13 protein-coding genes are annotated in these 11,665 nt (G+C 38.5%); 5 read left to right on the top strand and 8 right to left on the bottom strand.

Features of this window, described 5'->3' with window-relative positions; translation table 11 throughout:
* Positions 1 to 17 precede the first annotated feature (17 nt).
* Positions 18 to 440 (bottom strand): tellurite resistance TerB family protein, encoded by a 423-nt coding sequence (locus Q2T41_RS11290; RefSeq protein WP_089258909.1) that lies wholly within the window; start codon positions 438 to 440, stop codon positions 18 to 20.
* A gap of 102 nt (positions 441 to 542) precedes the next feature.
* Here Q2T41_RS11290 and Q2T41_RS11285 point away from each other — a divergent pair, with 102 nt between their 5' ends.
* From Q2T41_RS11285 to Q2T41_RS11275, 3 genes are read left to right on the top strand one after another with little or no spacing between them, the layout of a single operon-like run.
* Entirely contained in the window at positions 543 to 1,568 is a 1,026-nt protein-coding gene (locus Q2T41_RS11285) for a ligase-associated DNA damage response exonuclease (protein WP_304436176.1), read from the top strand.
* The gene (locus Q2T41_RS11280) at positions 1,565 to 3,286 is read left to right on the top strand and encodes an ATP-dependent DNA ligase (RefSeq protein WP_304436175.1); all 1,722 of its coding nucleotides are present in this window, start codon (positions 1,565 to 1,567) and stop codon (positions 3,284 to 3,286) included. Before Q2T41_RS11285 ends, Q2T41_RS11280 begins: the two co-directional genes overlap by 4 nt.
* Positions 3,287 to 3,316: 30 nt before the next feature.
* Positions 3,317 to 5,785 carry a ligase-associated DNA damage response DEXH box helicase gene (locus Q2T41_RS11275; protein ID WP_304436174.1) on the top strand — a complete coding sequence of 823 codons (2,469 nt, stop codon included), beginning with the start codon at positions 3,317 to 3,319 and terminating at the stop codon, positions 5,783 to 5,785.
* Positions 5,786 to 5,840: 55 nt separating this feature from the next.
* Here Q2T41_RS11275 and Q2T41_RS11270 read toward each other — a convergent pair whose 3' ends face one another.
* The gene (locus tag Q2T41_RS11270) at positions 5,841 to 6,272 is read right to left on the bottom strand and encodes a lipocalin-like domain-containing protein (protein WP_304436173.1); all 432 of its coding nucleotides are present in this window, start codon (positions 6,270 to 6,272) and stop codon (positions 5,841 to 5,843) included.
* Between the two features lie 76 nt (positions 6,273 to 6,348).
* Here Q2T41_RS11270 and pdeM point away from each other — a divergent pair, with 76 nt between their 5' ends.
* The gene (gene pdeM / locus Q2T41_RS11265) at positions 6,349 to 7,020 is read left to right on the top strand and encodes a ligase-associated DNA damage response endonuclease PdeM (protein WP_304436172.1); all 672 of its coding nucleotides are present in this window, start codon (positions 6,349 to 6,351) and stop codon (positions 7,018 to 7,020) included.
* Between the two features lie 60 nt (positions 7,021 to 7,080).
* Positions 7,081 to 7,884 carry a TspO-related membrane protein gene (locus Q2T41_RS11260; protein WP_304436171.1) on the top strand — a complete coding sequence of 268 codons (804 nt, stop codon included), beginning with the start codon at positions 7,081 to 7,083 and terminating at the stop codon, positions 7,882 to 7,884.
* Here Q2T41_RS11260 and Q2T41_RS11255 read toward each other — a convergent pair.
* The 6 genes from Q2T41_RS11255 to Q2T41_RS11230 all read right to left on the bottom strand — a co-directional run bounded on the left by Q2T41_RS11255 (position 7,881) and on the right by Q2T41_RS11230 (position 11,424).
* Positions 7,881 to 9,230: a dihydrolipoyl dehydrogenase family protein gene (locus tag Q2T41_RS11255; RefSeq protein ID WP_304436170.1), complete on the bottom strand. Its 1,350-nt coding sequence runs from the start codon at positions 9,228 to 9,230 to the stop codon at positions 7,881 to 7,883. The genes Q2T41_RS11260 and Q2T41_RS11255 overlap by 4 nt on opposite strands.
* 218 nt (positions 9,231 to 9,448) lie before the next feature.
* Complete coding sequence (locus Q2T41_RS11250) at positions 9,449 to 9,859, bottom strand: hypothetical protein (protein WP_304436169.1); 411 nt, start codon at positions 9,857 to 9,859, stop codon at positions 9,449 to 9,451.
* A 1-nt stretch (position 9,860) separates the two neighbouring features.
* Positions 9,861 to 10,181 (bottom strand): hypothetical protein, encoded by a 321-nt coding sequence (locus Q2T41_RS11245; protein WP_304436168.1) that lies wholly within the window; start codon positions 10,179 to 10,181, stop codon positions 9,861 to 9,863.
* A gap of 226 nt (positions 10,182 to 10,407) precedes the next feature.
* On the bottom strand, positions 10,408 to 10,551 hold the full coding sequence (locus tag Q2T41_RS11240) for a hypothetical protein (RefSeq protein WP_304436167.1): 144 nt from the start codon (positions 10,549 to 10,551) through the stop codon (positions 10,408 to 10,410).
* A gap of 18 nt (positions 10,552 to 10,569) precedes the next feature.
* Positions 10,570 to 10,782, bottom strand: a complete 213-nt coding sequence (locus Q2T41_RS11235) for a hypothetical protein (RefSeq protein ID WP_304436166.1) — start codon at positions 10,780 to 10,782, stop codon at positions 10,570 to 10,572.
* A gap of 366 nt (positions 10,783 to 11,148) precedes the next feature.
* On the bottom strand, positions 11,149 to 11,424 hold the full coding sequence (locus Q2T41_RS11230) for a DUF6973 domain-containing protein (RefSeq protein WP_304436165.1): 276 nt from the start codon (positions 11,422 to 11,424) through the stop codon (positions 11,149 to 11,151).
* Positions 11,425 to 11,665 lie beyond the last annotated feature (241 nt).

The raw sequence follows: 11,665 nt of genomic DNA, 5'->3' as shown, positions 1-11,665 counted from the left end.
ATTTTAACCGCACATATTTAGTGCTTTAGCAGATATAGATAATCTTCAAAATCTATTTTTCCGCCAAATATTGCTATAGAACGCTCAATGACTTTATCAGCTTTTTCACCAGTAAATCCTAGTCCAATAGCATACTTCTTTATCAATATCATTTCTTCGTCATCAATGGCATGATCAGAATAAATTATTCTGAACAGGTCATATAAACGCTCAAGCCTTTTCTCAGAATCCGGAGTAGAATCTATAGGATACTTGTTCTCTTTTTTAAGAACCTCTTCATATTCCGCCTTGGTAATATCCAATTTACTTGCAAAACGGTCTAACAAGGCTTTTTCCTCGGCACTTATTTCTCCGTCAATGGATGCCAATGTTGCCAATGCGGCAAAATGGGCCAAATTTCTTCTGTGCTCACCACTAGTATATAAATCTGCAAAAGACATATCGTAATTTTTAATTATTGAGCAAATATAAATTTTTTAGAGGTCATAGTTTACATTGTCCACAACTTTGTTTACCTGTAAAGTTCGTAACTTTCGGTAGCTATGAAAACACCCCTTTTACAATTTACGGACAAGGGTATCTATTGCGAAAAAGCAAAAGTATATCTAGACCCATGGAAACCTGTGGACAAGGCAATAATATCCCATGGCCATGCAGACCATAGCCGCTATGGTCATAAACATTACATTACGCATCATAGAAACGTACCTATAATTTCCCATCGTTTAGGGGAAATAAATGTTGCTGGAAAACAGTGGGGAGAACCCTTTCTCATAAACAATGTAAAATTTAGCCTGCATCCGGCCGGTCATATCATAGGTTCTTCTCAGATAAGGGTAGAACACAAAGGGGAGGTATGGGTTTTTACCGGAGATTATAAAACGGAAAACGATGGTATTTCCACCCCTTACGAACCTATTAAATGCCATACATTTATTACGGAATGCACTTTTGGCCTACCTGCCTTTACCTGGACACCTCAAGATGTGGTGTTGGCGGATATCAACAATTGGTGGGCAGAGAACAGGGCTGAAGGCAAAACCTCTATCTTATTTGGCTACAGCTTGGGAAAAGCGCAGAGACTACTTAAATATCTTGATACCGATATAGGTGAAATCTACACCCATGGGGCTATTGAAAACATGACAGAGGTGCTACGCCCTTTGGTAGATTTTCCAAAAACCACCTTGATTACCAGGGATACCAAAAAGGATCAATTATTGGGCAACATTGTACTGGCTCCGCCTAGTGCCCATGGCAGTACATGGATCCGCAAAATGGTGCCCTACGTAACGGCCTCGGCCAGTGGGTGGATGACCTTTAGAGGGGCAAGGAGAAGAAGGGCCGTGGACAAAGGATTTGTTCTCAGCGATCATTGCGACTGGAGCGGACTATTGAGCAGTATCAAGGAAACCGGGGCAGAGAAAATAATATGCACCCACGGGTATACGGACATATTTTCCAGATACCTACGGGAACGGGGCTACGATGCCCGTACGGAAGCCACACAATATGGGGAGGAAGAAACAGAAGTTGCGTTAGCTTCAAAGTCAACGGCAACGGTATGAAAAATTTTGCTCTACTCATAAAAGCATTGGATAGCACCAATAAGACAACGGTCAAAGTTCAGGCGCTTACCACCTATTTTAGAAATGCAAGTGATGTTGACAAGGTATGGACTATAGCTATTTTATCGCATCGTAGGCCTCCAAGACCTGTCAATACGACCTTATTAAGGGAATGGGCATCAGAACTGGCCAATATCCCATTATGGCTTTTTGAGGAAAGTTACCATATAGTTGGAGATTTGGCCGAAACCATCGCATTGATAATCCCCGCCACGGAACTTTCTTCGGATAAAAGTCTTACAGAATATCTACAGGAAATGATTGCGCTGAAGAAAAAATCGGATGAAGAAAAGAAGAACTATCTGCACGAGAACTGGAAGGTCCTAAACTACTATGAGCGTTTTGTGTTCACAAAGCTTATCACCGGAGGCTTCAGAATTGGGGTAAGCCAAAAACTAATGACGCGCGCCTTGGCCAAAGCTACAGAAATAGATGAGGATATTTTGGCCTATAAGCTCATGGGTAAATGGGACCCTAACACCATTACCTTTCAACAACTCATTTTAGAGGAGAATGAAAGTGATTATTTATCAAAACCATATCCATTTTATTTAGCATACGCCATAGAAGATGAAGTAGAGGATTTAGGCGATGTTACCGCTTGGTCTGCGGAACATAAATGGGACGGAATTCGTTCTCAAGTAATCCTTAGAAATGATGAACTATTTGTATGGAGCCGTGGCGAAGAATTGGTTACCGACAAGTACCCTGAATTTGAAAAATTTATTGGTACTATACCCAACGGTACGGTCATAGATGGTGAAATATTACCCTATCCAAATAATCATATCGGTACCTTCAATTACCTTCAAACTAGAATTGGCAGAAAAACAGTTTCTGCTGCATTGCTAAAAAAAGTACCGGTCATTTTAAAAGCCTATGATCTCTTGGAATGGGAAGGAAAGGATATACGCCAATTACCTTTTAAGGAACGAAGACATATTTTGGAAAATCTTTTTAAAAATGTCACTGAACAAAACCAAAGTGAGGTCACTGAGCTTAGCCGGAGTGAGGTCGCTGAGCGTAGCCGAAGTGATATCCCCCTTCATCTTTCGGAAACTATATATTTCACATCATGGGAAGACGTTGCAAAAGAACGGGAACGTGCCCGTGAAATGCATAGTGAAGGTTTAATGCTCAAGCGAAAAGATTCCCCGTATTTGGCAGGTAGAAAAAAGGGCGATTGGTGGAAATGGAAGGTGGACCCCTTGACCATTGATGCCGTGCTGACCTATGCCATGCGCGGCCATGGTAGACGAAGCAATTTGTTTACGGATTACACCTTTGCTTTATGGAACGATAATGACGAAGGAGAAAAAGAACTGGTCACCTTTGCAAAAGCATATTCCGGACTAACCGATGCCGAATTTAGAAAACTGGATGCCTGGATCAAAAAAAATACCTTGGAACGCTTTGGTCCTGTTAGAAGCGTAACTCCGTATCATGTATTTGAAATTGCTTTTGAAGGTATCGCATTGTCAAAACGTCATAAAAGTGGTGTCGCTACACGGTTTCCAAGAATGTTACGCTGGCGAAAAGATAAGAATATCCATGAGGCCAATACCTTGAAAGATCTAAAACAACTGATTCCAGGTACGGCCCCAGAATCCAAAATAAAAAAAAAGGAACAGAAAAGTAAGGAATCCGTTGAAAAATAGCTACAAGTAATTTGATGGTTATACCAGATAATGAACAGAGAAGAATTGTTTAATATTGCCCAAGAATGGTTTCAAGAACAACATTGGAAACCGTTTAAATTCCAAAAAGATACTTGGAAGGCTTTTCTACAGGGTAAAAACGGATTATTGAACGCCCCCACCGGAAGTGGCAAGACCTATGCACTCTGGTTTCCTATAGTATTGAACTATATGAAACAGAATCCGCAGTACCGGACCAAACATAAAAAGGGACTAAAAGCGGTCTGGATAACACCCCTACGTGCACTTTCCCAAGAAATAAAACAATCTGCGGAAAGGGTAACGGCAGACTTGGGCACACAAATGACCGTTGGCATCCGATCAGGTGATACATCTACGAAAGAACGGGCACGGCAAAAGAAACAAATGCCAGACCTGCTCATTACCACACCAGAAAGTTTGCAATTACTATTGGCCACCAAGGGGTATAATAAAATTTTTAAAGACTGCTCTGCAATCGTAGTCGACGAATGGCATGAAATTTTAGGTACCAAAAGAGGCGTACAGATGGAGCTGGCCCTTTCTCGTTTAAAGGGTATTTCAAAAGAATTGCGCATTTGGGGAATATCTGCCACCATTGGTAATTTGGAACAAGCGCGTGAAGTTTTGTTGGGTCCCGGCACCAATGCCTTTGATAATTCTATTTTGATCAAGGCCAATATCAATAAAAAAATCACGGTCAAGAGCATCATACCCAAAAAAATGGAGACGTTTCCATGGCGTGGTCATTTGGGTTTGCATTTATTGGAAGATGTGGTACCAATAATCAACCACAGTACAACCACCTTATTGTTTACCAATACACGCAGCCAATGTGAAATCTGGTTTCAAAACATACTCGAAAAACATCCTGAATATGCCGGTGAAATGGCAATGCATCATGGAAGCATTAATAAAGAAACAAGGGTTTGGGTAGAAAATGCGATCCGTAATGAAGATTTAAAAGCAGTTGTTTGTACTTCAAGTTTAGATTTGGGTGTTGATTTTGCACCGGTAGAAACGGTAGTTCAAATTGGCGGGCCAAAAGGGGTGGCAAGGTTTTTACAAAGGGCGGGCCGCAGCGGACATAGACCGGGCAAGGAAAGTGTCATTTACTTTTTACCTACACATGCCATAGAACTTATAGAGGCGTCGGCATTACAAAAAGCGGTAAAACTTAATTCCGTCGAGGACCGTTTGCCCTATCTAAATAGTTATGATGTATTGCTGCAATACTTGACCACTTTGGCAATATCCAATGGTTTTTACCCCAAGGAAATTTACAGGGAGATTAAGGAAACGTTCTGTTTTCAAGCGATAACCGAGGAGAAATGGCAATGGTTGTTGAATTTTTTGGTAATGGGCAGCCAAAGCCTACAGTCCTATGATGAATATAAAAAGGTAGAAGTTGAGGAAGATGGCAAATTTACCGTAACCAATAAAGGTGTAGCCATGCGCCATAGATTTCAGATCGGCACCATTGTGGGCGATGCCAATTTAGCGGTAAAATATCAAAAAGGCGGATATATAGGTTCTGTAGAAGAGTTTTTTATATCTAAATTGAACAGGGGTGACGTATTTACCTTTGCCGGTAGGAATTTAGAATTTATACGGATCAAGGATATGACCGTACAAGTAAGGAATTCCAATAAAAAAACGAATAAAATTACAAGTTGGATGGGCAGTAGACTCACCCTGTCCGCACAAATGTCAGAATTACTAAGGGAGGAACTCTATAGTTCTAGCGAACCAAAAGAAAAACAATCTAAAGAAATACGGGCGTTGGCCCCTTTATTTGAACGTCAGAGGAGAGAAAGTATAGTGCCCAGGCCCAATGAATTTTTAATAGAATCCTTCAAGACCCGCGAAGGGTATACCCATATCTTTTATCCGTTTGAAGGTAGGTTCGTGCATGAGGCCATGGGTAGTTTATTAGGGTACCGTATTAGTTTATTGACGCCCATAACTTTTTCCTTGGCCTTCAACGATTATGGCTTTGAGCTTTTATCCGACCAACCCATAGATATACAACAAGTTCTTGACAATGATCTGTTCTCCACGGATTATATGCTGGACGATTTGCAAAAAAGTCTAAATGCCACGGAAATGGCACGGCGTAAATTTAGGGACGTGGCCATTATTAGTGGTATGGTTTTTACCGGCTATCCTAAAAAGAACATCAAAATGAAACATTTGCAGAGCAACTCGCAATTACTGTTCGATGTCTTTCGTGATTACGAACCGGAGAATCTGCTTTACCAACAAGCTTTTACAGAAACCTTTGAACATCAGTTGGAAGAAGGACGTTTACGGTTATCGTTAGAGCGTATTGCCACACAGAACATTATATGGAAACAATGTGATAAGGCTACACCATTCTCTTTTCCATTGATTACCGAGCGTATGAACAGGGAAAAATTATCAAGTGAAAAATTAGAAGATCGTATAAAAAAAATGGCCGCCCTGCTAATGAAAAAATAAAAAACCCACTATAACCTTTGGCCATAGTGGGTCAACAATATTGATATTCAATAATTTAAATTTTGGTATAGACACTTTTTACCGAATAATCCTCGCCATCATAAGAATCGGTATAGGACATCGTAAATGTATCTCCAGATACGGTATAATTTACTTCTATTTCTATATAATCATCTGAAATCATCATCTTTCCTTTAGAAGTAATAGACCAGTCACCAATGGTAGAATAATCATCTACCGCACATTCACTTCCCTCATCATCCGTAGGAGAATAGCTTATGTATTGATAAGAGTTGTCCGCTTTAAAGACAATAGTCTGTTCAAGTTCACACGTAGTCAATTCATAAGCCTCATCATTATCGTATTCCGCAACAAGTTGCCATGATCCAATTAACGCATTTTCAGATTCTTCCGTATTTTCATCGTTACTACAAGATGTAAATAGGCCCAATGCTATTATACTACATAAAATAAATACTTTTTTCATTCAGATATTATTAAGGTTGGTTTAAAATTACCAAGACATAACGGATCGACTTTCTATTTATTATCTTTGTGGGTTTATGGCCCACCCCATTCAAATTCGTGATCAATCCTTTAAAATGCATTCCTCCGGAACACTTTTCTGGGAAGAACGTTCCATGCTTTTGGTAAGTGATGTGCATTTGGGCAAGGTATCGCATTTTAGAAAATATGGAGCGGCCGTACCGCAGGCCGCAGTTCAAAAAAATTTTGATATGATGGATGAGTCCATTGCATATTTTAAACCAAAGACCCTAGTCTTTATGGGTGATCTGTTCCACTCATCGTTAAATAGGGAATGGGAAATTTTCGAGAATTGGGTACAAGAAAAAACCTTGGATATTATTTTGGTCAGCGGCAACCATGATATATTGTCCCCATTAAAGTACAAGGCAATAGGGATAAACGTAGTGGAAGAAATGGTACTAGGTTCTTTTTTATTGACCCACCACCCTATGGAACGTGACGGACTATTTAATTTTTCCGGCCATATTCACCCAGCCATTAAATTAAGTGGATTAGGACGGCAAACCGTAAAACTTCCTTGTTTTTACAAAACTGAACACCAAATGATCTTACCCGCATTTGGCGAATTTACCGGCACTTTTACCTTAGAACCATGCAATGGCTGCGAAGTCTATGCCCTTTTAGGAGATGCGGTACTTCCCGTACCCATTAAAGAGGTGAAGAAAAAACGGCGGCGTAGTAAATAGTGCATTTAATTCCTTAAAAAAGTTCTTTTCTCTAAATTTATCATGCTAGCTTTAGACATTATGAAGAAAAAACTGGCCATTTTAAATTTAGTATCGGTACTATTGGTCATTGGGGTCAATTACATTTCCCAGTCCATGTCGTTCAATAATACCACGATCGGGGAAATAAGTGCACGTTATGAAAATCTGTTTACGCCGGCAGGCTATGCCTTTGCCATATGGGGCATTATTTTCTTGGCACTGTTGGCATACGGTATTTTTCAAGTTAAGCGTGCGTTTTTCAGTAATAAGGAAAGTATGTTTATTGAGCAAACCGGGTATTGGTTTGTAATAGCCAATATTTTAAATTGCTGTTGGGTGTTTGCCTTTGTTTATGATTATACAAGCTTGTCTGTCCTGATTATGCTAGGCATTTTACTTTCTCTCATAAAAATTATTTTAAACACCAATATGGAACGTTGGGATGCGCCCATAACGACCATTGCCTTTATCTGGTGGCCTATTTGTATATACAGTGGCTGGATATCCGTAGCTACAATTGCAAATATCTCGGCATATCTAAGTAAGCTTGATTGGAACGGCGGTATACTTTCAGAACAGGCATGGACCATAAATATGATTATTGTAGCCATAGTTCTTAACTTGATAATGGTCTGGAAAAGAAATATGAGAGAATTTGCCGCAGTAGGAATCTGGGCATTATTTGCCATTTATATTAGGCACCAAGACACGTATTCCACGATAGCAAATACCGCTTTGGTGGGCAGTATCCTATTGTTAATGGCCATCATGGTTCATGGGTATAAAAACCGAAAAACAAATCCGTTTAAAAAACTTCAGGAACGGTTAGGTCAAAGACCTTAAACCATACTTTTTAAATCATTGGTCCAACTAGGATAGGTAAAAAGTGTAGATTTTATATCCTTATCCGTCATTCCTTTATTAATGGCCAATGCAAACATATTTATAGTCTCCCCGGCATTGGGACCTAGAATATGTGCCCCAACAATTTCACCTGTACGATCGTTCATGATTACCTTATAGGCATACAGTGGCGCATTGATCCGTTTTGCATTGAACCAACCGGGTACAACATCATAATTTACCCTTATCTTTTTATACCTACCACGGGCCTCTTTTTCCGAATATCCAACAGTGGCCAAATGGGGTAAAGTAAATACCACTGAAGGAATTACAGGAACGCTTAGTTCCTTGGAGTTACCTTTTAAAATATTTTCGGAAACCACATAGCCTTGCCTACCGGATAATGGGGTCAAAGGCAAATTTTTATCGGATACGTCACCACAGGCATATACATTGGCATTGCTGGTGCTTTGCAGATAGGCATTGGTAACCACACCCGCATTATTAAAAGCAACATCACCTTTTTCCAAATCCAGTTCCTTTATTGCAGGTACCCTGCCCGCAGTATTGAAAACCGCATAGGATTTTATGGACTTGGCACCTCCTTTTGTTTCATAGGTAAGCTTATATCGCTTACGCTTCTTTTTCAATGCAATGGGATTGGCCCCAAACACAAACTTAATTCCCAGCGATTCGGAATATTTGGTCAGTTCCTTGACCAAGTCCGGATCAAAAGCTTTCAAAGCTCTCTTTCCTGTATCCAAGACTGTAACCGCAGCCCCGGCCCTTGCCGCAATATGTGCAAATTCCATGGCTATATATCCTGCTCCAATAAAGACAATATGTTTGGGCAGTTTTTTTAAATCTAAAAAATCGTCGCTGACCATAAGGTGTTTGGCTCCAGTAATGGAAAGGGGTCTAGGTACCAAACCTGTTGCTATGATAATCTTTTCCGCGGAAACCGTTTTACCCTCTATGGATAAGGTGTGTTCATCCAAGAATTTTGGAGATTGATGATATAATTTAATTCCAAGATCCTTTAATTCCTTTTCTGTGCCAGCAGGTATTTTATCGGTAAAGCTTTTTTTAAACTTTTGTAATTGCTTCCAATCAATTTGGGTCTTTGTTCGCAGTCCTTTTCCTTTTAAATTTTCTGCCTGTTCCAATGCTTCCGTGGCACCGATCAACACCTTTTTGGGATCACACCCTCTATTGGCACAAGTACCTCCAAATTCACGAATATCTGCAATGGCCACTTTCTTTCCTGCTTCTACACATGCTTTGGCCACCGTTTGTCCGGCAATACCGCTACCTATTACAAAAACATCAAATTTCTTTTTCTCCATGAGTACTTAGTTATGTTTAGGTCACGGTATTTTAGTTCAGAACCAAATTGTAAAACAACATTTTCATCTAAGGAAAGACCTACTTCTTTTATCGTTTTCGAAGTTCTGACAATTATGGGTTAAAATGTAACCCATATTCGATTAAAATGAGTGGTATCCGTTGCTTGGGTATCCTTATATGGGTAACATTTTCAATATTGATACTTATTACTGTAGCCTTAAAAACTATCGACTACTACTTCATATGGCAAAACTTCACTTTTTTTCCATTCACTATCAGTTGCTTCAATACTAATATATTTATCCTTAGGGTATGAGATTTGAGAAAACAATAAAACTCCCAATGAATCCGTACTTATTTTATTTATTTTTTCAAATTCTTTCATTGAGATTAAGCCTTGTCGTATCATCTTTAAACCCAAACTATCACGATTCTCATAAGCAATTCCATAGTCTTTTCCATATTTAAATAGTTTATAGGATGAGGTCTTTCTGCCTTTGTCCAGCGATTGATAAACTATATAAAAGATATTATTGGTGTTTTGTCTATTTTTAATATAGATGAAAAGGAAAATACAGATTGAAATACATAGAAAAAGTATTGCCCCTTTAACGATGAATTTTTTCATATTAATTACAATTTGAATTGGCTCTATTTCTTAATTTTTGTTTTGCCGTTGCTATCTTTGAATCCGTAACTCCTCTTTCCCTATATACTTCTGGAATGCCTGTATTGGCTATCAAGGTATAGATTTCCATATGCTCTCTATTATGATCAAATTGAGCTAAAGCGTTCGCTATAGGTTGAATATAATTTTCGGCCATTATTCCATGATGGAGTTCTGAACCATATTCCTCTCTGGAGTAATCTTTATAAATATCCATGAAGGAAGTAAACCCTTCGTGACTTTGATGAACTTTTAGAGTAGCATGCACCATTTCATGAAGCATTACAGAGCTATTTCAACGTCCGAAGCCTCATCGATAAATGATTGTAAGATGTCTATATTATAAGAATTGGAACCAGATGGATAGGTTATTCCCTTCACACTTGAACTCATATTATATTACATCCATTTATTGAATTTTTCAAAGATGACTTTTGTTTAATTGACACAAATTTTTCATTGAACATATCGGAAGAAAATGATGTTAAAAAATTATGAGTTATGCTCTGTTAGTTCGGAGTTGCGGTTGATGAAATCAGATTTGTGAAAATACATTTTGCCTTGCCTATTAATTGACTGATTATTTTATCATCAACATCCACACTTCCCCCATCCATCCAAGCCTCCGTCATCATACTCTTACAAACTTCCATTGGACCAAATGGTAAAGCCTATAATTTCATTTCAATATCTAACTGTCCTTCAGTTGCTTTATATGGCAGAAATATACATTCAATTGGCCCCTCGCCATAATAATCACTACTCCATAGAGTATCTATCTTACCATGTAGCTTGAACTCCAAGTTATAGACCCCTTCAGTTCTCAAATAAATTGTATCATTTACATATCCTTTTATCCTTAAATTAAACATGGAATAGGGCATGAAACCATAAGGTTCAACTAAAAGTCTTTCTTCTTGTTTGAAGCTTAAAATTTTGATTCTCTTGTGATCCTTTTTGCAAGAAAAAAAAGAAATAATCAAAACTAAAAGCATAATTTTCTTAAACATTTTATTTTTAAATTATTGATTAGTTGGAATCAGAATTGAACTATTGGTCGCATTATAAAAACCATTTTTTAAAGTAAGATTACTTAAATACCTAAGATCCCCAGTATTTTTTGCGGCTTCTATCAATATAAAAATTCCTGTTGATTGATTCCTTCCTATTTTTCTTCCGACATTATTGTTGAAATAATCCATTCCTGTTTCTTTGTAGTGGTTCGAATAATTCTCATCATATTCGATATCTTAATGAGCATCTGTCAATTTTTTGGTAAGCTCCTCACCAATTCTAGAGGTGCTCAAGGCATTCCACATTGAGTGCTTTACAGCATCGCCAATTCTATTCCGAACTGGTCTATCATAAAAAATTTCAGCATAAATATATGCTTGTACCGCGCTAGTTAGATAAAGCGTTTTTTGAGTATTATTCAATTCATTATCGTAAATCTGTCTTTCTTTTGGCGACATCGCCGCTAACAACCTTTCATAAATTTCATTTTCAAAAAAGAGTCTTTGAAACAAATCCACAGTACCTTCATTCATCCAAGCTTTAAGAGCTCTAAGCCCAAATTCCTTCGCCAACGGATCAATTACCCCATTAACCGTAATGGCCAGTATAAAATTATTAAGCGCTCATACTTCTTCCATGTTCTCACTGTCCGAAATTCAATAAAACTCATTAATAAAATAGCTTAGACCCAGGTCATTTTTTATGCTGTTTATCACGCTTCTTGGCAGAACTACTACCGTACCCTCTCCGGTA

Source organism: Maribacter confluentis (assembly GCF_030505015.1).
In the GTDB taxonomy this organism is placed as follows: domain Bacteria; phylum Bacteroidota; class Bacteroidia; order Flavobacteriales; family Flavobacteriaceae; genus Maribacter; species Maribacter sedimenticola.
This window is presented reverse-complemented; position numbering and strand designations above follow the sequence as displayed.

Coding starts and splice junctions, on each gene's coding strand:
- Q2T41_RS11285 (WP_304436176.1), top strand. CDS start 543: ATGAAAACACCCCTTTTACAATTTACGGACAAGGGTATCTATTGCGAA.
- Q2T41_RS11260 (WP_304436171.1), top strand. CDS start 7,081: ATGAAGAAAAAACTGGCCATTTTAAATTTAGTATCGGTACTATTGGTC.
- Q2T41_RS11280 (WP_304436175.1), top strand. CDS start 1,565: ATGAAAAATTTTGCTCTACTCATAAAAGCATTGGATAGCACCAATAAG.
- pdeM (WP_304436172.1), top strand. CDS start 6,349: ATGGCCCACCCCATTCAAATTCGTGATCAATCCTTTAAAATGCATTCC.
- Q2T41_RS11270 (WP_304436173.1), bottom strand. CDS start 6,272: ATGAAAAAAGTATTTATTTTATGTAGTATAATAGCATTGGGCCTATTT.
- Q2T41_RS11240 (WP_304436167.1), bottom strand. CDS start 10,551: ATGGAAGTTTGTAAGAGTATGATGACGGAGGCTTGGATGGATGGGGGA.
- Q2T41_RS11275 (WP_304436174.1), top strand. CDS start 3,317: ATGAACAGAGAAGAATTGTTTAATATTGCCCAAGAATGGTTTCAAGAA.
- Q2T41_RS11250 (WP_304436169.1), bottom strand. CDS start 9,859: ATGAAAAAATTCATCGTTAAAGGGGCAATACTTTTTCTATGTATTTCA.
- Q2T41_RS11235 (WP_304436166.1), bottom strand. CDS start 10,782: ATGCCCTATTCCATGTTTAATTTAAGGATAAAAGGATATGTAAATGAT.
- Q2T41_RS11245 (WP_304436168.1), bottom strand. CDS start 10,181: ATGCTTCATGAAATGGTGCATGCTACTCTAAAAGTTCATCAAAGTCAC.
- Q2T41_RS11290 (WP_089258909.1), bottom strand. CDS start 440: ATGTCTTTTGCAGATTTATATACTAGTGGTGAGCACAGAAGAAATTTG.
- Q2T41_RS11255 (WP_304436170.1), bottom strand. CDS start 9,230: ATGGAGAAAAAGAAATTTGATGTTTTTGTAATAGGTAGCGGTATTGCC.